The following is a 20,092-nucleotide window of genomic DNA, read 5'->3' on the forward strand; positions in this document are numbered from 1 at the left end:
CTCGTGATCGAGCTCACTACGACCCGCGCCAATCACCTCGTCGACCCGACCGTCCACGTCTGGGCCTGGCAGATTCCGATCTACCTCTTCCTCGGCGGACTGGTCGCCGGCCTGATGGTGCTCGCCGGATGGATGCTGTGGACGGAGCGGCATCGTCGCACGGAAAGCGCCTTCCCGGCGTTCGCCCCGCTCGCCCTCGCCCTGCTCTCCGCCGGGATGCTCGCCCTCTTCCTCGACCTCGAGCACAAGCTCTTCGTCTGGCGGCTCTACACCACCTTCGAGCCGGCCTCGCCGATGTCGTGGGGCGCGTGGATCCTCCTGCTGGTCTATCCGGTGCTGGCCCTCCTGCTGTTGTTGCGCCCGGTCGGGTGGCTCGCGCCGTTCGTGCCCAAGCCCCTTTCGCGACTCGGTGAGAGCCTCGACGCGAGCCCGCGCGCGCGGCGCGCGCTCGCGACCGCCGCGATCGCCGGCGGCGTCGCGCTCGGCATCTACACCGGCATTCTGCTCTCCTCGCTCGGAGCCCGCCCGCTGTGGGCGAGCGGCCTGCTCGGTCCCCTCTTCCTCACCTCCGGGCTCTCCTCGGCGGCGGCGCTCGCCCACCTGCTGGCGCACGACGAGGAGGAGCAGCGGCTCCTCGGTCGCGCCGATGCCGGCTTCCTCGGCGGCGAGCTGGCGCTGCTCGTCCTCTTCCTGATCGGCCTGACGACCGCCACCCGCGTGCACGCGGCGGCGGCGGGTCTGCTGCTCGGCGGGCCCTACACGGCGCCCTTCTGGGTCGGGGTGGTCGGACTGGGCATCGTCGTGCCGCTCGTCGTCGCTCCGATCGCCCAGCGCCGGGGGATCCACACGGTCCTGCCTTCACTCTTCGTCCTGGCCGGCGGGCTCGCCCTGCGTTTCGTGATGGTGTTCGCGGGTCAGGCCAGCCACTGGTCGCCCTTCTGACCTCTGCCGTGACGTCCCTTTTCGGGAGGAACCTCGCCCATGTCTTCGCCCACTGAGGCCGCGAGCCTCACCCCGCCCGCCGCGGACGCCGGCTCACCGCGCCGCGGTCCGGCCCCTTACTCGAACCCCTATCTCGCCGGCATCGGCCTCGGCCTCGTGCTGCTCACCGCGTTCGTGGTGATGGGCCGCGGGCTCGGCGCTTCGGGCGCGGTCTCGTCGGCCTGCGCCGTGGTGGTCGACGCCGTGGCGCCGCACCATGCCGAATCGAACGTCTTCTGGAAGGAGTATCTCGAGGCCGGCGTCGGCCACCCGCTCAAGGAGTGGCTGGTCTTCGAAGTGCTCGGCGTGCTCGTCGGCGGCTTCCTCTCCGGCCTGCTCGCCGGGCGCGTGCGCAAGACGGTGGAGAAGGGGCCGCGCATTTCGAACGGTGCGCGCTTCGCGCTCGCTTTCCTCGGCGGTTCGCTCATGGGCATCGGCGCCAAGCTGGCGCGTGGCTGCGCGAGCGGCCAGGCGCTCACCGGCGGGGCGTTGCTCTCGGCCGGCGGTTGGACCTTCATGATGCTCTTCTTCGCCGGCGCCTACGGCGCGGCCTGGTTCGTCCGAAAGGAGTGGCTGTGAACGCCCCCTTCTTCAAGTTCGGCGCCTTCGGCGACGAGATGTCGCTCGTCGTCGCCTTCGTCATCGGCATCGGTTTCGGCTGGTTCCTCGAGCGCGCCGGCTTCGGCTCGGCGCGCAAGCTGACGGCTCAGTTCTACCTGAAGGACCTCGCCGTCTTCCGCGTCATGTTCACCGCCGTGGTCACCGCGATGCTCGGCCTCTTCTACTTCGGCTGGCTCGGCATCCTCGACCTGTCGCTCGTCTACATCTCGACGACCTATCTCGCGCCGCAGGCGCTCGGCGGCCTCTTGGTCGGCATCGGCTTCGTGGTCGGCGGCTACTGCCCGGGAACCTCGATGGTCGGCGTGGCGACGGGCAAGATCGACGCGGTGGTCAATGTGCTCGGCATCGCCTTCGGCGTGCTGGTGATCGGCGAGCTGTGGCCGGCGGTCGTCGGCTTCGCGAGCTCGACGAACCTCGGCCGTCTGACGCTGCCCGAGGTCCTCGGCCTGCCGCACGGTCTGGTGGTCTTCCTGGTCGCACTGATGGCGCTCGGCGGCTTCTGGGGCGCAGCGGCGCTCGAGAAGAAGTTCGGCGGCGCCGGCAAGGAGGGCGCATGAACCGTCTCGCGGAGCTCTGGGCGCGCACCCCGCTCTCCGGGCGCCTCGCGCTGTTGCTCGTCGTGCTCGGCCTCGGTGCGCTCGCGATCGGCAATCCGACGGCCGGCACGCGCATCACGCTCGACACGCAGGATCTTGCCGCCATCGTCCAAGGCGAGGTGGATCACGTCGAGCCGGCCGAGCTCGCCGACTGGCTGATCGCCGGGCGACAGGACTTCCGCCTGATCGACCTGCGCGACGAGGCCGATTTCGCCGCCTACCACATCCCGAACGCCGAGCGGATTCCGATCGTCGGCCTCGAGGCGGCCGACCTCGCGCGCAACGAGAAGATCGTCCTCTACAGCGAGGAGGGGATCCACTCGGCGCAGGCCTGGATGCTGCTCAAGGCGAAGAAGTACCCGGCGGTCTACATCCTGGTCAACGGCCTGAAGGGGTGGAAGGACCACGTGCTCTACCCGGTGCAGCCGGGCCCGGGCGCCACGGCCGCCGAGCAGGCCGAGTTCGCCCAGGCCGCGCAGGTCGCCGCCCACTTCGGCGGCGCTCCGCGTGCGGCGGTGGCCCCCGGAGCGGCTCCGGCGCTCGCCGCGTTGCCGACTCCCGCGACCCCGGCGATGGCCCCGCCGGTCGCCGCCCCGCCCGCCGGCGCAGCGCCGGCGAAGAAGAAGAAGGAAGGCTGCTGAGACCTCTCCCCGTGGAGGGTCCGCGAGGCCGGCGGAGCAGGGTTCCCGCCGCCGTTCGATCGCTGGCCCTCCCGCGTGGCCCCGGCGAGTCGGACGCCGGGTCGTCCCCCCGATCGCGCAGCAGACGCCGGGTGTTTCCGTGGATCTGAACGCGCAACGCGCCGCCTTCGAAGAGCGCTCCGCGCGCTACGCGCGGCACGGATTCGATCGCCAGGTCGCCGCCGATTGGGTGGCGGCGCAGATCGAATCCCGCGAGGGTCCGGTGCTCGACGTCGGGACCGGCAAGGGGTTCCTGGCGCGGGCGCTCGCGGCGCGCGGTCTCGACGTCGTGTCGGTCGACGCCGACGGTTCCGAGCGCGACCTGGCGTCGCTGCTCGCAGCGGAGCAGGGAGTCCGGGAGCGCATCCGCTTCCTGACCGCCGATGCCGTCGCGCTGCCGTTTCCCTCCGCCGCCTTCGCCGCCGCCGCGGCGATGGACGTCCTTCATCATCTCGGCGATCCGCTCCCGGTGCTCTCCGAGATGGACCGGACGTTGCGACCGGGAGGACGCCTGGTGCTGGCCGACTTCTCCCGGGCCGGCTTCGAGCTGGTCGCCGAGGTCCACCGGCAGGAGGGGCGCACCCATTTCGAGAGCGGAGTGACGCTGGACGACGCCATTGCCGGGCTCGTGGCGCGTGGCTTTCGGCTCTGCTCGCGCCGCTCGGCACGGCTGCACGAGCTCGCGCTGTTCGAGAAACCGGTCACCGCATCCCGGAGGTGAGGGTGCATCCGGAGCCGGTCCGGAGGTCGCCGGAGGCGATGCCGTGCCGAGCGCTGGGTGAACGGGCGCGGCTCAGCCGATCCAGCCGGCGCGGATCGCGCCGAGCGTCACGCTGGCCACGGTGGCCCAGAGCACCACGGCCATCACGAACGGGCGGGCGCCGACGCGCGCCAGTGCTTCCCGGCTCATGCCGAGACCGAGCAGGAAGAGCGTCAGCACCAGCGAGCGGCGCGCCGCTTCGGCCACGAGGTGGCCCGCCGGCTGCAAGGCCGGGACGAAGGTGACCACGGCGGCGGCGGCGAGGAAGCCGAGCACGAACCAGGGCCGCCGGGCCTTTCCCGGAGCTGCCGGTCGCTGCCCGGTGCGCCTGCGAAGAGCGCCGCTCGCGCCGAGCGCCAGCGTCACCGGGACGATCCAGAGCGCCCGTGCCAGCTTCACCGTCGTGGCGACGAGCAGCGCGTCGCCGCCGTAGGCCGACGCGGCCCCGACGACGCTCGAGGTGTCGTGGATGGCGAGCGCCGCCCACAGCCCGAAGGCGTGCGGCGAGAGCCCGAGCCGCTCGCCGACGAGCGGGAAGAGCAGCAGCGCGGAGGCGTTGAGCAGGAAGACGATGCCGAGCGCCGTGCTGGTCTCGTCGTCGTCGGCGCCGACCACCGGAGCGGCGGCGGCGATGGCGCTGCCACCGCAGATCGCGGTGCCGACGCCGAGCAGCACCGCGAGCCTCGGGCGCAGCGCGAGCAGGCGCCCGAGCACCGCGGCGACCAGAAGCGTGCCGGCGATCCCTGCCAGCGTGTAGACGAACCCCTGCAGTCCGACGCGCGCAACGGTGCGCAGGTTCATCGCGGCGCCCAGGCCGACGACCGAGGCGGCGAGCAGCCGTCCGGTCGCGGCCCGCGTCCTGGCCGCCCAGGGGTTGCCGAAGGCGAGGGCGACCGCGACCCCGGCGAGGAGCGCCAGCCACGACGGCACCGCGCGCCAGCCGATCGCCGGCAGGTCCGGGAGGAGACAGAGCGAACCGAGTCCGACAATCGCCGCGGCGTGGCCTCGCAGGCCCGATGGCGAAGCGATCATGGAGCTTGTCGAATGGCGGAGCGAGAGGTAAGGGAACGAATCGGCGGCTTCCCCGCGGCGCCATGCTACCAATCCACGAGCGCCGATGCCGATGCCGATCGCGGCGCGAAACGCTGTCGACGGTGCGGGTCGGTGCGCCACGCCCGGCTCGGGTAGACTCTGCCGCCAACTTGGAGGAGCGCCGATGTCCCGTCCCACCCTGCGCGAGCGTCTGCACTACGCATTCGACAACCAGATGGCCCGCGGGCCGGTGGCGTTGATCGGCTGGCTGGCGGTGTTGTCGGCGGTGGTCATCGCGGCGGTCTCGCTGCTCGTCTGGACGACCGGCATGGCGCCGGAGGACGGCGGGGAGCGGCCCGGCTTCGCGCAGCTCGCCTGGATGTCGCTCATGCGCACGCTCGACGCCGGCACCATGGGCGGCGACCAGGGAAGCTGGCCGTTCCTCTTCGCCATGCTGGCGGTGACGATGGGCGGCGTCTTCGTCATCAGCACGCTCATCGGTCTGCTCACCAGCGGCATCGAGGCGAAGATCGAGGAGCTGCGCAAGGGGCGCTCGCGGATCGTCGAGAGCGGGCACACCGTGATCCTCGGCTGGTCGCCGCGCGTCTTCACCGTGCTCTCCGAGCTGGTGCTGGCCAACGCCAGCCAGAAGCGCGCCTGCGTCGTGGTGCTCGCCGATCGCGACAAGGTCGAGATGGAGGACGAGATCCGGGCGCGCGTGCCCGATCCGCAGACCACGCGGATCGTCTGCCGCAGCGGCGATCCGGCGGACCTCGCCGACCTCGACCGGGTCAACCTCGCCGAGTCGAAGTCGATCCTCGTCCTCCCCTCGTCGGGCGCCGATGCCGACTCGGCGACGATCAAGACGCTGCTCGCCATCACCAACCACCCGCAGCGCCGCGCCGCGCCGTACCACATCGTGGCGGAGATCCAGGAGGAGCGGCAGCTCTCCGCCGCGGCGATCGCCGGGCGCGGCGAGGCCGAGCTGCTCGCCGTCTCGGAGCTCCTGGCGCGCGTCACCGTGCAGACCTGCCGGCAGGCGGGCCTCTCGATCGTCTATCAGGAGCTGCTCGACTTCGGCGGCGACGAGATCTACTTCCGCGCCGAGCCGGCGCTCGTCGGCAGGAGCTTCGGCGAGGCGCTGCTCGCCTATCCGACCTCGACGCCGATCGGCCTCGCCGATGCCGCCGATCGCGTGCGCGTGAACCCGCCGATGGAAACGCCGATCGGCCCCGGCGACCGGATCATCGCCATCTCGGCGGACGACAGCGCCCTGCGCGTCGGCGACGTCGCGGCGCGGCTCGACGAAGCCGCCCTGGTGCCGCCGCGACCGTCGGCCGCCGAACCCGAGCGGACGCTGGTGCTCGGCTGGAGCCGGCGGGTGGCGCGCATCCTGCGCGAGCTCGACCAGTACGTCGCGGCCGGCTCGACGGCGACGCTGGTGGTCGATGCGGCCTGTCGCGCGCAGGCCGACGAGCTGGCCGGCGGGAGCTTCGCCAAGCTCGCCGTCGCGGTCGTCGAGGGCGACATCACCGATCCGGCGACGCTCCACGGACTCGACGTTCCCTCCTACGACCACGTCATCCTGCTCTCCGACCTCGAGCTCGCCGAGCAGCAGGCCGACGCGCGCACCCTGCTCACCCTCCTGCATCTGCGCGCGCTGCGCGAGCAGGCGGGCAAGGCGGTCTCGCTGGTGTCGGAGATGCGCGACGTGCGCAACCGCGACCTCGCCGAAGTGACGCGCGCCGACGACTTCATCGTCGGCGACCGGCTGGTCTCGCTGTTGCTCACCCAGATCGCCGAGAACAAGTTGCTGCGGCCGGTCTTCGACGACCTCTTCGACCCCGAGGGCTCGGAGATCTACCTCAAGCCGGCAGGGAGCTACGTTCAGCTCGGGCGCGCGGTGAGCTTCGCCACGGTCGTCGAGGCGGCGCGCCGGCGCGGCGAAGTGGCGATCGGCTATCGCCTGCGCGGCGTCGAGGTCACCGGCGGCCTCGCTCAGGGAGTGCGCGTCAACCCGCCGAAGAGCGAACCGGTCGCCTTCGGCGAGAACGACGGCGTGATCGTCCTCGCGGAGAGCTGAGCGTCGCCCCGCGGACGCTCGCGCGCCAGGGCGGTGTCGCCGGTCGAGTACAATCGACCGCGCGAGGTTCTCCGCCCTCGCCGCTCCATGCCCGACCAACCTCCGGATCTCACCGCCACCACCGCGCTCAAGAGCGCGCGCCTCGGGGTCGCCCTGCGGCGCTCCTTCTTCAAGGGCTATCAGCTCGCCGACCTGCGGGCCGACCTGCTCGCCGGCGCCGTCGTCGGCGTCGTCGCCCTGCCGCTCTCGATGGCGCTCGCCATCGCGTCGGGGGTGCCGCCGCAGCACGGCCTCTACACGGCGATCGTCGCCGGCGCGGTGATCGCCGCGCTCGGCGGCTCGAAGGTCCAGGTCTCGGGGCCGACCGCGGCGTTCGTCGTCATCCTGGCGCCGATCGCCGCCCGCTTCGGTCTCGGCGGCCTGCTGCTCGCCACCCTGATGGCCGGCCTGCTGCTCGTGGCGATGGGCCTCGCCCGGCTCGGCGACCTGATCCAGTTCGTGCCCTACCCGGTGACCACCGGGTTCACCGCCGGCATCGCCATCGTCATCGGCACCTTGCAGGTCAAGGATCTCCTCGGCCTCGACACCGGCAAGCTCCCCGAGCACTATCTCGACCGCCTGGCGGTGCTGATCCGCGCGCTTCCCACCTCGCGCTGGCCCGAGGTGACGATCGGCGCCCTGACCCTGGCGATCCTGCTGCTCTGGCCGCGCGTCACCAAGCGGGTCCCGCCGCCGCTCGTCGCCCTGGCCGGGGGCGGCCTGGCCGCCTGGTGGCTCTCGCGCACCGTGCCGCACTTCTCGGTGGCGACGATCGGCACCCGCTTCAGCTACGAGGTCGACGGCGTGGTGCGTGGCGGCATTCCGTCGCTGCCGCCGCTGCCCGGTCTTCCCTGGCACTTCAGCGCCGCCGGCGACGAGCCGCTCGTCCTCTCCTTCGACCTGGTGCGCCAGCTCGTGCCGGCCGCCTTCGCCATCGCCATGCTGGGGGCGATCGAGTCGCTGCTCTCGGCGGTGGTCGCCGACGGCATGACCGCCAAGCGCCACGACCCGAACGGCGAGCTGCTCGCCCAGGGGATCGGCAACCTGGTGGCGCCGTTTTTCGGCGGCATCGCGGCGACCGGTGCGCTCGCCCGCACGGCCACGAATATCCGCTCGGGCGCCCGCTCGCCGGTTGCCGCGATCGTCCATTCCCTCTTCGTGCTCCTCTCGGTGCTCTTGCTTGCCCCGCTGCTCGGCTATCTGCCGATGGCCTCGCTCGCCGCGCTGCTGTTGCTGGTGGCGTGGAACATGAGCGAGGCCCGGCACGTCGTCCACACGATGCGGGTGGCGCCGCGCGGCGACATCGCCGTGCTCGTCACCTGCCTGCTGCTGACGGTGATCTTCGACATGACGGTCTCGGTCACCGCCGGGATCGTGCTCGCCTCGTTCCTCTTCATGCGGCGCATGGCGGCGATCACCGAGGTGAAGCTGGTGGGCGCCCACGAGCTCGAGCTCGGCGAGCCGCTGCCGCGCGAGATCGTCGTCTACGAGATCGCCGGTCCGCTCTTCTTCGGCGCCGCGCACAAGGCGATGAGCGCGCTGCGGCAGGTGCACCAGGAGGCGAAGGTCGTGGTGCTCGACCTGCGCGAGGTGCCGGTGCTCGACGCCACCGGGCTGGTGGCGCTCGACTCGGCGGTCGGGCGCCTGCGTTCCGGCGGCGCGCTCGTCGTGCTCGCCGGCGTGCGCCGGCAACCGCTCCGCGCCCTCGCCAAGGCCGGGTGGCGCAACCAGCCGGGGAGCCTCGCCATCGGCCGCTCGTTCGACAAGGCGCTCGCCGCGGCGCGCGAGCACGTCGCGCACGGCAAGCAGGTCCCGCTCTTCCGCTGAGCCGCAGTGACGCCGCTCGCGCCGTCGGGCGACGGCGCGAGCGGGAGCCGGCGGCAGTTCCCTTCCTCAGATCCCGGCGCGGCGGAGCTTCCGCCGGATCGCGAAGTGGCCGAGCCACATCACGGCGGCGGTCGCCCACCAGGCCATCGCGACGACCGGGGCGTCGCGCAGCACCAGGAAGGTGAGGTGCGAGCCCTCGAAGGTGAACGAGAGCGGAATGGCGGTGAAGACGAGCGCCATCGACAGCGTGGCGTTGCGCGTCTTGAGCAGCTGGCGCGTCTTCGCGAGCGCGGTCATTTCGGCGGTGGGTGGCAGGGCGGGCGAGGCGGGAAGGGGAAACGGCTCGCCGCGCGCCGCCTCCACCTGGCGGGCCAGCTCGGGGTCGTGGGCGAGGTGCGACTCGACGAGCGCCCGGGTGTCGGCGCTCGCCTCGCCGGCGAGATAGAGCGGCAGCAGGTCCTTGACCACGTCGCGGGTCACGTTCATCGGGGATCCTCCGGAATCGACCGCGGCGCAGCCGCGATCTCGCGAGCTTCGACGAGCTTGAGCCGGGCGCGATGCACACGCACGCGCACGGCGGCGGGGGTGAGACCGAGGGCGGCGGCGATCTCCTCGTAGGCGAGCTCCTCGTCGGCCCGCATGAGGAGCGCCGCGCGGTCGAGCTCGGGCAGCGCCTGGAGCGCGGCGAGCGTGCTCGCCAGCTCGTCGCGCGCCATCGCCCGCTCCGCCGGCCCGGGGCGCGGGTCGGCCGTCGCCTCGTCGAACGGCTCCTGCGGGCGGCGGCCACGCCGCTGCTGCAGGTAGAGGTTGCGGGCGATGGCGAAGAGGTAGGCCCGCACCGTCGCCAGCTCGAGCCGCTCGCGGGCGAGCCAGAGCCGCACGAACGACTCCGCCGTCAGGTCCTCGGCGAGCGTCGGATCGCCCGAGAGGAAGAGCGCGAAGCGATGGACGTGCGCCGCGTGCGTCTGGTAGATCGCCGAGAAGTCGATCAAACGAGCCCTCGATCCGGTCCCGGGCGGCGACACGATCGTCCCGCCCCTTCGATCTATCCCGAAGCGGGCGAAACGTTACGGCGGCCCGGCGTCTCCCGGGTCAGTCCGGAGGCGGAGCGAGGAAGCACGAGGTGGCGCCGAGCTCGGTGAGGCGCGCGGCCTGGGCCTCGGTCGTGGCGACCAGCGAGCGGAGCGAGAAGACACGCAGCGCGTCGGAGATCGAGAGCGTGCCGACGGCCGAGTCCTTGCGGCCGGTGAACGGGTAGACGTCGGGGCCGCGCCGGCATTGCGTATCGAGGTTGACGCGGCAGACGAGGTTCGCGAGGTGGTCGAGCAGCGGGCCGACGAGCTCGGGAGCGCGGCCGAAGAGCGCCACCTGCTGGCCGAATTCGGAGCGCTCGACGATGCCGACCGCCTCCTCCGGTGTGTCGAAGGTCGAGACCGGGACGATCGGTCCGAACTGCTCCTCGACGAAGAGGCGGGCCTCGCGCACCACGGGATAGACGACCGCGGGCCGGACGAGCGAGCCGGCCGACTCACCGCCGCCGCGGTTGACGACGCGGGCCCCACGCCCCACGGCATCCTCGACCAGGCCGGCGAGGTAGGCCGGATGCGCCGGATCGGGGAGGGGTGTGACGGTGACGCCCTCCTGCCACGGCATGCCGACGCCGAGCGCGGCCACGCGTGCGGCGAGGCGTTCGACGAGCGGCTCGGCGACGCGCCGGTCGACCAGCACGTGCTTGATCGCCGTGCAACGCTGCCCGTTGAAGGTGAGCGCGCCGGCGACGATCTCGGCGGCGGCGCGCTCGAGGTCGGCGTCGGCGAGGACGATCGCCGGGTTCTTCGCCCCCATGCCGAGCACGCGGCGCAGCCGGTAGGGGTGCGGGTGCTGCCGTTCGAGGATCGCGGCGGTGCGCGCCGAGCCGATGAAGGCGAGCACGTCGACGCGCCCGCTCGCCATCATCGGACCGACGAGCGACGGTCCCGAGCCGGTGACCAGGTTCACCACGCCGCGCGGGAAGCTCGCGGCGAGCGACGGGGCGAGCAGGGCGTTGGCCAGCACGCCGTAGCGCGGGGTCTTGATGACCACCGGGTTGCCCATCAGCAGCGCCGGCACGACGAGGGTGAAGACCTCGTTGATCGCATAGTTGTACGGCCCGAGGCAGAGCGCGACGCCGAGCGGTGCGCGGCGGACGCGAGCGGCGAAACCGCCGGCGAGGACCGGCGCGGCGGCGCTGCGCTCCATCTCGGCGAGGGTGTCGAGCGTGGCGCGCACGTACTCGACCGTGCGGTCGACCTCGACGAGCGCGTCCTTCCACGGCTTGCCGACCTCCCACATCAGGGCGAGGGCGACGCGCTCGCGGAGCGCCTCGACCCGAGCGAGCCAGTCGCGGCAGCAGGCGATCCGGGTGGCCGTGCTGGCGCGCGGCCATTCGCCTCGTCCGTTGGCCCAGGCGCGGGCGGCGGCCTCCACGGCAGCGAGCCCTTCGGCCTCGCCGGCGAGCGCCGCCGGGCCGAGCGGCAGCGCGGCGAGCGCGCCCTCGGCGCCCCGCACCGCGACGGCGGAGTGGATCGTCTGGCGGTCGCCGCCGAAGCGACGAACCTCGCCGTCGACGAGGAGCGAGAGCCCGGTGTCGTCGGCGGTCCAGCGGTAGCGCTCCGGGATCTCCTCGGAGGTCGGGAAGAGCGAGGCGAGCGTCGGTTCGATCATCGCGAGGGGCTCCTGGAGGTCGATTCGTGCGCGGTGTCCGGTCGCGTGTCGGTGTCCGCGAGCTGGCGGGCGATCTCGGCGACGGCGGGAAGGGCGAGCAGCTCGCGGTGCGCGGCGAGGCGTCCTCGCGCTTCGTCCCAGCGGCCGTACTGGAAGAGAACCTGCAACGTGTAGAGCTGGATCGCGCGGTCGTCGGGATGGCGTTCGGCGAGGGCGAGGAAGAGCGGGACGACCGCACCCTCGCGCTGCAGCGGTTGCAGCGCGAGTCGCGTCGCCTGGAGGAACGCCTCGGCGCCCGCCTCGAGCTGGCCGCACGCGGCGAGCGCGGCGGCGAGGTCGAGCCACGCCTCGCGCGCCGCCGGCAGCGCCGCGGTGACCTCGGTGAACGCGGCCACGGCGGGCTCGGCGGCGCCCTGCTCGAGCAGCGCCCGCCCGAGGAGCCAGCGGGCGTCGAGTCGCCCGAGGGTGCGTTCGAGCGCCGCGAGGTCCCTGGCGCGAGCGGCCGGGTCGCCCTCGCGCGTGGCCAACGCGGTGCGCTCGGCGAGGGCGAACGGGTCGCCGGGCGTCTCGGCGAGGACCGCGGCGAGGCGGCGCCGCGCCGCGTCCGGATCGCCCTCGCGCAGGTCGAGCCGGGAGAGCAGAAGGCGTGGGTCGGAGGGGCCGAGAGCGCCGCGCGCGAAGTGGGCACGGCTCTCGACGAGTGCCTCGAGACGGGCGCGGGCGCTCGCCGTGCGCCCGAGTCGCAGCTCGATCGCCGCCAGGTCGAAGGTGACGCCAGAGCCGTCCTCGTCGGCGGCGAGGCGCCGCTCGAGCGCCGCGGCGACGCGGGCAAGCAGCGCCGCTTCGTCGAGCGGCAATCCGGATGGCCGCGTGCGGTCGAGTAGCCAGGGGGCCTCGGCGATCGCCGCCGCCGCGCCCTCGGCGCGCCGCGCGGGGACCGGCGATTCGCGCTCGAGAGCGCGGAAGGCGCGGTCGTTGGCGAGCGCCCCGATCTGTTGTCGCTGCAGATCGCGGGCTCGTGCGCTCGACGGCGCCAGGCCCAGGGCGAGCAGGGCGATCGCTCCGGCGGCAAGCGCGGCGGCGCGTCCGCGGCCGTCGCGGCGGAGTCGGGCGAGGTGCGCGATCGCCGCCGCGGCGAGCGGCGCGAGCGCGACGAGCAGCAGGAGTCGCTGCCGGGCCGAGACGTAGAAGAGGAGCAGCACCGCGAGCTGATTGCCGGCGAGCGACAGCTCGAGCGCCCAGTCGCCGAGCCGCCGCCGTTCGAGGACGATTCCGGCCAACGCCGCCGCGCCGAGCAGCGGCCACCCCCAGCCCGGCAGCGGCAGGCGCCGGGCGAGCGCCAGGGCCGCCCGCACGTCGTGCGGCGCCTCGGCCTGGAAGAGCAGGCGGAGCTTCTCGCCGACGAGCCGCGCGGCGCGCGCCGGCGAATCGGCGAGCGCGGCGAGCGCGCGCCCGCCCCACAGGCGGTTGACCTCGACGACGGTGAGCGGTCGCCCCGCCTCGGCGCGCGCGACCTCGCGATAGAGCGCGTGGGCCGCATCGGGCTCGTCTTCTCGAGCGGCGGCTAGCGAGAGCACCAGCGGCGGGTAGACGGCGCTGGTGCCGTGGGCGAGCGGCTGGTTGCCTTCGAAGAAGACCGTGCCCGGGTTCATCGGTGCGGCGCTCGCCGAGCCGGCAAGCGCGTGCGATCGCACCTGGAGGGCAAGCAGCGTCGCCACGACGGGCAGCAGGAAGGCGAAGGTGACGCGGCGCCACGAACGCCCGGACCCGAGCGTGCGTCGCAGCACGAGCGGCACACCGAAGAGGAAGAGCGGGGCGAGCGTCGCGCGCGTCGCGAGGCTCGCGGCGGCGAGCGCGCCGGCGAGCAGACCGTCGCGCCGCCGCGCGCTCGGCAGCAGCGCCACGCATCCGGCGGCGCAGGCGAGCTGGACGATCTCCGGCTCGAGGATCCGCGTGTAGGTCGCGAGGCCGAGGTCGAGCGCGACGACCGCCCCGGCGACGACCGCCCAGGGTGTCGCGAGCCGCCGTGCCGTCGCCGCCGCGATCGCCCCCGCCGCGAGCGCCGCGAGCACGAGTTGGAGCGCGACGAGCGCCGTCGTCGGATCGCCCGCAAGCGGCCGTGCGGCCGTCGTGAGCGTGAGATAGAGCGGGCTGAAGTCGATCCGCCGCTCGTTCGTCAGCTCCCCCCGCGCCGCGAGCTCGGCCGCGGCGGGGTACTTGTCGAAGCGGTCGACGCCGGGCACGGCAAGGAGCAGCAGTCCCTGCACCGCCAGCGCCGCCACCGCCACCCCCGCCCCGACGCGCCAGGCCGATCGGCGACTCGGCCCCGCGCTGTCGCCGCGTGCTGTCGTGTCGAAGGAGGAATCGAGGTTCACGAGCCCACTCTGCGAGGTGTCGCGGGGACGCTATCACCGGGCGTGGGGGAGGCTCGGGGATCGGTGGGCTGTCGAGCTCGAGAAGCAAGGTTGGGCCGCGGCCCGCTCGAATCGGGACAGGCCGTGGTCGAAACCGATCGATCCGACCTCCGACCCGAAGGTCAGGAGCGTGCCCTTCGAGAAATGAGAGGGCACCCGCCAACCCCATGAGCCCACCGATTCGGCTTATCCGACTCTTGTCACCAGCATTGCCAACGGCCGCTCACCCGTCTACACTGTCCCTAAATACAGCAGCGAAGACACCTCGGGGCGCCGATGACGACCTTCTCCGACTTTGCTTACGCGACGTTGTCACACGGAACGCAACCCTCGTGGCAGTCGACGAAACGTAGTTAGCCGCCTTGAGGTCACGCCTCCTTGTACATCGCCCAGCACTTCAACCAAGCCAGGCTCTTCCAGCGCGTCGCCGCTTGGGACGGCTCGCAGAAGATCGATGTCAGGGGCCACCAACCACCCACTGCATTGCTTCTTCATCGAGCAAGCGCTGCGTTCCTCTTCCTGGAGCGCATGGCCATTCTCGCGAATGCGTGCCGAGCGCAATTCGAGCGTTTCCGGTCTCGCCTGGCGCTTGCAACGGCGCGGATCTCGTTCTGGTCGCCGGCCTTGGCAGAGCTTCTCTTCGAACTGTCACCGTTTCTGACGACGATGGTCGTCCTCCAGAACTCGCTCCTCGCTGCCGCCGCGTCTCAGATCGGTCGACCGGGAACCGTGCCTGCCAGTCTGAATGAGTTTCTGAAGAAGCGGAGTCACTACACCTGGTTCGATGGTGCGGTAGCGACACTCCTTCAAGGCTATTGGGACGACGGCGGGCGAACACTTCGAGACTTTAGGGACGTGGACCAACACTTCTATGTCCTTACTCAACACTCGTTTCTCGACCTAGGCTCAGAGCCGGCCCTTCGTATCTTCCTTCCCGACAACCCAGACACGAAGAGTCCGCGCCAGTTCACCTTTGCCAAAGAAATCGATGCGCTCACGTACTGCCAGCGAGAGTATTCACGGTTCCACGACCTGACCGAGGCGATCGCCGCCCACTTTGGGTTCGAGCCCGCCCCTCATCAGCAACCGCTTAGCCTTTACGAGCCCTATCAGGTCCAACCACAGGAGCAGCCCAAGACTGTTGCACTCGTCGTCATGGACTTCGGCCGCTTTGAGGGAATAGAACTTGGCCAGGTGGCAGGCGAATCGACCATGTTCGTGAGACAGCTCGCGAAGCCGGAAGGCGGCGGCTAACACGTCGTTTCAGCGGACGTCAGGTCTGGCCTGCGGCCAGCCCTGCCGCCGCTGAACTCCAGTTCCGTTAGGGGGCGCAGCCAATTCAAATGAAACTCTGGCCCCGCAAGAAGCCGCTCGATCCGGTGGACTCCTTCTGGGAGTGGTTCCGAGAGAACCAAGACTCCTTCCGCAGCATGAGCCCTCCGAATGAGACCGTTCTCAATGCCATCGAAGACCGGCTTGCCCGCATCGAGCCTGGTCTTGTTCCCGAATTCGCACTAGAGGGTGGCCGGGCTACCACCTTCGTGATCAGCGCGGACGGAGTCCGCGATCGCTTCCGCGCGGTCATGGAAACAGTGAAGCGCGCGCCCGCGCTCCCGGGCTGGAAGGTCGTCGCGTTTAGGCAGCCTGGCGATCCTAGTCTCGAGGTCGAGATCAGAGGGGTGCGGCTCGGCGCGGCCGACCTCTGGTTTAGTTCGGAAGCGGACGGTCAAAAGACGGGATTGTCGCTGTATGTCCGCGGTCTCACTGAGTCCAATCGACAAGAACTGATGCGTCTTGGATTCATCCTCCTTGATAACGCACTCGGCGAGTTCCTCGTCGAAACGGCTGTCGGCTTTATCGACTGGCAACCACTTCCGAGCGACCCTGGGCCGCCCCTCCGTCCATTTCCAGAAATCCAGGCGGCCGTGCGAGCCGTTGTTCACTGAGAGTGCCGGGTGGCGCCGCCTAACACGTCGTATCTGGACTCCTCCCGCAAGTACCTATGCACGAGGCGATGACGTTGGGCAGGACTGCAGTCGTATCTTCGGCCTCTGAGGGGAGCGTGTGGGGCTCCGGGCCAGGATGAAATCCGCGCGCGGGGAGCCAGTCGCTCGCACCGGCCCCGCAGGCCAGAGTGGTTATCGGCTCACTCCCCGCGTCGGTCTCTCCCGAATCGTCATCGATGTCGTGCGCTGCGCAGCTTGCGGCGGGTGGATTGTGTCAGGCAGCCATCGGTCTCACCTCGAAGTGGGCGTCTCGCGTGGCCACTGCCCAGGCGTATCGCGCGAGTCGATTGGCCAAGGCAACCGCGGCCTTGTTGTGCCCCAGGCGAGCGGAGGTGGCGAGGGCCCAGGCGCGGACCGCGTCCGGCTCGCGCTGCTGGTGGGCCGCGGCAAGCACGGCTCGCGCGCCGTGGATCAGGAGCATGCGCAGGTAGACGTCGCCGCGCTTGGTGATCGCACCGAGCCGGCGGATGCCGCCCGTCGACCGCTCGCGCGGTGTGAGGCCAAGATAGCTCGCGAAATGTCGGCCGCTCGGGAAACGTCCAAGGTCGCCGACGAAGCCGGCGATGGCGGTCGAAGTGAGCAGACCGATGCCGGGAATCGAGCGCAGTCGTTCGACGAGAGCGCTCTCCTTCGCGAGCGCGTCGAGCCGGAGCTCGACCTCGCGGATTCTGCGCTCCGCCTCACGGATCTCGTGGACGACCTCGAACGCGATCCAGCGCAGGCAGGGTGCGAGCGAGCTCTCCGCATCGCCGGCGAGCTCGAGCGCCGAGGAGACGAAGCCGCTCGCTCCGGTGGGAAGAGCGATGCCCTGCTCGCGCAGGAGGCCGCGGAGGGTGTTGATGCGTGCGGTGCGGGTGGCGTGCCAGGCCGATCGAGCGCGGTGGAGGGCGGTGAGCTCCTGCTGCGCGAGAGTCTTGACGGGCACGGGGCGGATCTCGCCGTTGCGGAACGCCTCGAGGAGCGCCTTGGCATCGGCGCGATCGGTCTTGTTGCCGATCCGGTAGCGGCGCACGTGCTGAGCCGGCAAGAGGCGCACTTGGTGGCCGAGCTGCCCGATCTCCCGCGCCCAGAAATGGGCCGTTCCGCACGCTTCGAGCAGGACGATTGCCGCCGGTTGCTGCGCGAAGAACTCGAGCAACGCCTCGCGGCTCAAGCGCCGGCGGAGTCGGACCTGCCCCGGCCGCGCCGACACTGCCACCTCGAAGACGCTCTTTGCCAGGTCGACGGCGATGATCGTAGTCTCACTCACGGACTCCTCCTTTCCAGGGAGCATGCGCTCATGACTCCGACGACTGTGGCACGCGAGATGCCGATCGAGTCGAGGGAGGAGTCCATCTCATCATTCGATCGGACAAACACGCTGCGCGTGTTTGCCGCTCAACTCGATAGCCGTTAGACGACACTGGAATCGCTTCCGATGCCTACGACTCGCTGTCCAGAACATGGCGCTCAGCCGGAGGCGTTCGTCTGTCAGCATGTTGCTGAGAGTCTTCGAACGAAGAACCCCGTCGGTTTTCACTGGTCGTCGGCCTCCGCAAGTCCCTGGCCCGACGCGTGGTGCTCTGACTGCGATCGATTTCAGGTTGAGGGGAACGGCGAATGGTCTCCTGAAGCGCTTGCTGTCGTGCAAGTCAGACTCATTTGTGCCAAGTGCTACGAAGCAGCGAAGGCGATCTGGTCGAATGCCTAACAGTCGTGAAGTGTCGTCTAACAGCTATCAGGCCCCCTCGTGTCAAGGGGTAGCCGGTTTCCAGGGCGGGCGTTGAGCCAGCCGAGTGCGTTGAAGAACTACCCCCCTACCTGATCGTCGCTGTCTTCGCTTCACGCTCTGGCGCGGCGCGCACGGCGCTGCACCCAACAGCTATCGAGGCTCTGTCGCGCGTTCGTGGTCGCGCGGTCGCGAGCGGGTCTCGCGACGTCCCCCAAGCTCATTCGTGCCCTCGTGCCGTCCTCGTCAGGTCGTGGACCTCGATGGATGCGCTAGCTGTGCCCCCGGTCTTCTCGGGGGAAACAGGCTCGGGTGAGGGCGAGCGTCGGTCGGAGAGGGAAACGGTGGAGGAAGCGCCGGCGTCTCTTCAATTCGGCAAGCTGCCCGACCCACGGTGCCCCTGGATCGTGCACGGGTTCGTGACGTCCCAAGGCTGATGGCCTGACGCGGCCCGTCACTCGAGCGGCCGCCCTCCGAGTCGGTGGCTGCTTCGTGGGGCGGCGCCTGTGGCGCGCCGCTCGACTCATGAGCCGCTAGCCGACACCGCGAGAGCGCCGCGATTCCGAGCCCCTTGACGATAGTAACGCGCGGCGTTATGGTGCGACCGTGATTCGGAGCTTCGCTGATGCTTCGACCGAGAGCCTGTTCCGCCGAAGCCCGGTACGGCGCCTTCCTGCGGAGATCCAACGGGCGGCCCTCAGGAAGCTCGTGGTTCTTGACGCGGCAGAATCTCTCCAGGACCTTCGGACGCCGCCAGGAAACCGCCTCGAGAAGCTCAGTGGCGACCGCGCAGGTCAGCATTCAATCCGGGTCAACGACCAGTGGCGCATCTGCTTTGCCTGGCGCGGCTCTGACGCTTTCGACGTCGAACTAGCGGACTACCACTAGGAAGACCACCATGGCCGCCAAACTCGCCCCCATTCACCCCGGCGAAGTTCTGCTCGAGGACTTTCTCAAGCCCCTCTCGCTATCCCAGTATCGGCTCGCTCACGACATTGGTGTCCCGGCCCGCCGCATCAACGAGATTGTCCTCGGGAAGCGCTCGATCTCAGCGGATACGGCGCTGCGCCTGTCGCGCTACTTCCGGAACACGGCGCGGTTCTGGCTCAACCTTCAGTCGCGCTACGACCTCGAGGTCGAACAAGACCGGCTCGGCGATCGGCTAGACCGCGAGGTGGTTGGCGTCGCGGCGACCGCGGGGCGTATGCGTCGTGTCGGCTGACGCGTCGTCTCTGGACTCCTCCCGCAAGCACCGTTGCACAGGCCGCTGACGTTGGGCGAGACGGCAGTCGACTCTTCGGCCTCCGAGGGGAGGGCGTGAGGCTCCGGGCCAGGATGAACTCCGCGCGCGGGGAGCCAGTCGTTTGCACCGGCCCCGGAGGCCAGAAGAGTTGTCGGTTCCTTCCCCGCGTCGATCTCTCCCGAGTCGTCATCGAAGTCGTGCGCTGCCTTGAGCCTTACCCGAAGGTCGATCCAGGTAGAGTCAGAATCCCAAGCGCAAGACCGAGGAGACGCGTTCCTTGCCTTGGGCCGCCGAAACTGTTGACACCATCAGGAGGCTCATGCCCGAAATCGTCATTCGCCCGCCGTCGTCGCGAGAGGAGCTGGTCGCCGAGCTCGTGCGCGTGGGCGCCGAGACGGTGCAGTTCTGGATGCGCTTCGAGCCCGACGAGTTCTTTCGCCCGATCGGGGAGGCGTGGTCGCCATGCGACAACGTCCGTCATCTGACGCGGTCCGTCACGCCCGTCGCGCAGGCGCTGCGGATTCCGCGCGTCGTGTTGGCGCTGCTCTTCGGCCGCGCGGCCGGGCCGTCGCGCAGCTACGAAGCGATCGAGACGACCTATCGGCAGGCTCTGGCGGGCGGAGGAAGGGCGAGCGGTCGCTTCGTGCCGCAGCCGCTCGTGGTGCCATCCGACCCGGTGGCGGTGCAGCGCAAGATCGTCGCCCACCTCGAAGCCGCGAACGCGGCGCTCGTATCGCGGATCCCGTCGTGGAGCGAGACCGCCCTCGACCGCTACCGGTTGCCGCACCCGCTCCTCGGCCGCCTCACCGTGCGGGAGATGCTGTTCTTCACCCTCTACCACGGGCTTCATCACACGCGGACCGTGGCGCGGCGGAAGGGGCTGTGGCCGGCGGCGTGACCTGGGGGCGCGTCTGACATGTCGCCCGAGTCCTTCTGGTACCGCGTCCTCGATCCGGTGGCGGATGCCGTCGATCCGATCCTGACGCTGCTGGTTCTTCTCGCGCCGCGGCTCGAACGGAGATGGCCGGGATGGTGGCCCGCGCTGCGGCATTGGCTCCGGGGCAGTGTGGTTCTGGCGATCGTGTACGCGGTGCGCGCGCTCGACGCGCGGTTCGGGATCTGGGCAGCGATCGGTGCCGACTACAGCACACATACGGCTTATGCGGTCGCGCTGGCACTGTGCCTCGCCTGCTGGAGCCGCCGCTGGCGCTGGCCGATGGCGGTCGTCCTCCTGGGCTATGCGGGGCTCATCCTCGTCGTCGGCTACCACTCGTTCCGCGATGTGGTGACCTCGGCAGCCGTCGCCGGGTTGACGGCCGGGGCGGTGTGTTTCGTGCTCGGCGATCGATCGAGACGAAATCGGGGACGGTTGACTCAAGACCCGGCCAATTGAGTGAGC

19 protein-coding genes are annotated in these 20,092 nt (G+C 70.7%); 13 read left to right on the top strand and 6 right to left on the bottom strand.

The window, feature by feature from the left end; translation table 11 throughout:
- The first annotated feature begins 3 nt into the window (after nucleotides 1-3).
- The 5 genes from nrfD (at nucleotide 4) to IPJ17_05460 (ending at nucleotide 3,599) form a co-directional block, all read left to right on the top strand.
- A complete protein-coding gene (gene nrfD / locus IPJ17_05440; GenBank protein ID QQR75025.1) occupies nucleotides 4-942 on the top strand; it encodes a polysulfide reductase NrfD in 939 nt (312 codons plus the stop codon).
- A 39-nt stretch (nucleotides 943-981) separates the two neighbouring features.
- Nucleotides 982-1,560 carry a YeeE/YedE family protein gene (locus tag IPJ17_05445; protein ID QQR75026.1) on the top strand — a complete coding sequence of 193 codons (579 nt, stop codon included), beginning with the start codon at nucleotides 982-984 and terminating at the stop codon, nucleotides 1,558-1,560.
- Nucleotides 1,557-2,159, top strand: coding sequence for a YeeE/YedE family protein (locus IPJ17_05450; protein QQR75027.1), 603 nt, complete (start codon nucleotides 1,557-1,559; stop codon nucleotides 2,157-2,159). Before IPJ17_05445 ends, IPJ17_05450 begins: the two co-directional genes overlap by 4 nt.
- The gene (locus tag IPJ17_05455) at nucleotides 2,156-2,839 is read left to right on the top strand and encodes a rhodanese-like domain-containing protein (protein QQR75028.1); all 684 of its coding nucleotides are present in this window, start codon (nucleotides 2,156-2,158) and stop codon (nucleotides 2,837-2,839) included. The genes IPJ17_05450 and IPJ17_05455 overlap by 4 nt, the downstream gene beginning before the upstream one ends.
- Before the next feature lie 139 nt (nucleotides 2,840-2,978).
- Nucleotides 2,979-3,599, top strand: coding sequence for a class I SAM-dependent methyltransferase (locus IPJ17_05460; protein ID QQR75029.1), 621 nt, complete (start codon nucleotides 2,979-2,981; stop codon nucleotides 3,597-3,599).
- A gap of 72 nt (nucleotides 3,600-3,671) precedes the next feature.
- On the opposite strand, the gene IPJ17_05465 is transcribed toward IPJ17_05460, so the two are convergent.
- Nucleotides 3,672-4,670, bottom strand: coding sequence for a putative sulfate exporter family transporter (locus IPJ17_05465; protein ID QQR75030.1), 999 nt, complete (start codon nucleotides 4,668-4,670; stop codon nucleotides 3,672-3,674).
- A 184-nt stretch (nucleotides 4,671-4,854) separates the two neighbouring features.
- Here IPJ17_05465 and IPJ17_05470 point away from each other — a divergent pair, with 184 nt between their 5' ends.
- Both IPJ17_05470 and dauA read left to right on the top strand, forming a co-directional pair.
- Nucleotides 4,855-6,753, top strand: coding sequence for an NAD-binding protein (locus IPJ17_05470; protein ID QQR75031.1), 1,899 nt, complete (start codon nucleotides 4,855-4,857; stop codon nucleotides 6,751-6,753).
- 87 nt (nucleotides 6,754-6,840) lie between these two features.
- Complete coding sequence (gene dauA, locus IPJ17_05475; GenBank protein QQR75032.1) at nucleotides 6,841-8,619, top strand: C4-dicarboxylic acid transporter DauA; 1,779 nt, start codon at nucleotides 6,841-6,843, stop codon at nucleotides 8,617-8,619.
- 66 nt (nucleotides 8,620-8,685) lie between these two features.
- Here the strand turns inward: dauA and IPJ17_05480 are convergent, their stop codons facing one another.
- From IPJ17_05480 to IPJ17_05495, 4 genes are all read right to left on the bottom strand, one after another.
- Complete coding sequence (locus tag IPJ17_05480; GenBank protein ID QQR75033.1) at nucleotides 8,686-9,105, bottom strand: zf-HC2 domain-containing protein; 420 nt, start codon at nucleotides 9,103-9,105, stop codon at nucleotides 8,686-8,688.
- Nucleotides 9,102-9,611 (bottom strand): RNA polymerase sigma factor, encoded by a 510-nt coding sequence (locus IPJ17_05485; protein ID QQR75034.1) that lies wholly within the window; start codon nucleotides 9,609-9,611, stop codon nucleotides 9,102-9,104. The genes IPJ17_05480 and IPJ17_05485 overlap by 4 nt, the downstream gene beginning before the upstream one ends.
- A gap of 100 nt (nucleotides 9,612-9,711) precedes the next feature.
- Nucleotides 9,712-11,322: an aldehyde dehydrogenase family protein gene (locus IPJ17_05490; GenBank protein ID QQR75035.1), complete on the bottom strand. Its 1,611-nt coding sequence runs from the start codon at nucleotides 11,320-11,322 to the stop codon at nucleotides 9,712-9,714.
- Nucleotides 11,319-13,697: a hypothetical protein gene (locus IPJ17_05495; GenBank protein ID QQR75036.1), complete on the bottom strand. Its 2,379-nt coding sequence runs from the start codon at nucleotides 13,695-13,697 to the stop codon at nucleotides 11,319-11,321. The genes IPJ17_05490 and IPJ17_05495 overlap by 4 nt, the downstream gene beginning before the upstream one ends.
- A gap of 417 nt (nucleotides 13,698-14,114) precedes the next feature.
- Here IPJ17_05495 and IPJ17_05500 point away from each other — a divergent pair, with 417 nt between their 5' ends.
- Nucleotides 14,115-14,990, top strand: a complete 876-nt coding sequence (locus IPJ17_05500) for a hypothetical protein (protein ID QQR75037.1) — start codon at nucleotides 14,115-14,117, stop codon at nucleotides 14,988-14,990.
- Nucleotides 14,991-15,079: 89 nt separating this feature from the next.
- The gene (locus tag IPJ17_05505; protein ID QQR75038.1) at nucleotides 15,080-15,682 is read left to right on the top strand and encodes a hypothetical protein; all 603 of its coding nucleotides are present in this window, start codon (nucleotides 15,080-15,082) and stop codon (nucleotides 15,680-15,682) included.
- A 274-nt stretch (nucleotides 15,683-15,956) separates the two neighbouring features.
- Here the strand turns inward: IPJ17_05505 and IPJ17_05510 are convergent, their stop codons facing one another.
- A complete protein-coding gene (locus IPJ17_05510) occupies nucleotides 15,957-17,015 on the bottom strand; it encodes an IS110 family transposase (GenBank protein QQR75039.1) in 1,059 nt (352 codons plus the stop codon).
- 1,041 nt (nucleotides 17,016-18,056) lie between these two features.
- Here IPJ17_05510 and IPJ17_05515 point away from each other — a divergent pair.
- The 4 genes from IPJ17_05515 (at nucleotide 18,057) to IPJ17_05530 (ending at nucleotide 20,086) form a co-directional block, all read left to right on the top strand.
- Nucleotides 18,057-18,338, top strand: coding sequence for a type II toxin-antitoxin system RelE/ParE family toxin (locus IPJ17_05515; GenBank protein ID QQR75040.1), 282 nt, complete (start codon nucleotides 18,057-18,059; stop codon nucleotides 18,336-18,338).
- A gap of 10 nt (nucleotides 18,339-18,348) precedes the next feature.
- Nucleotides 18,349-18,672, top strand: coding sequence for a HigA family addiction module antidote protein (locus IPJ17_05520; GenBank protein QQR75041.1), 324 nt, complete (start codon nucleotides 18,349-18,351; stop codon nucleotides 18,670-18,672).
- Nucleotides 18,673-19,012: 340 nt separating this feature from the next.
- On the top strand, nucleotides 19,013-19,591 hold the full coding sequence (locus tag IPJ17_05525; protein ID QQR75042.1) for a DinB family protein: 579 nt from the start codon (nucleotides 19,013-19,015) through the stop codon (nucleotides 19,589-19,591).
- 18 nt (nucleotides 19,592-19,609) lie between these two features.
- Complete coding sequence (locus tag IPJ17_05530) at nucleotides 19,610-20,086, top strand: phosphatase PAP2 family protein (GenBank protein ID QQR75043.1); 477 nt, start codon at nucleotides 19,610-19,612, stop codon at nucleotides 20,084-20,086.
- Nucleotides 20,087-20,092 lie beyond the last annotated feature (6 nt).

The sequence above is a fragment of the Holophagales bacterium genome, from assembly GCA_016699405.1.
GTDB lineage: Bacteria > Acidobacteriota > Thermoanaerobaculia > Multivoradales > JAGPDF01 > JAAYLR01.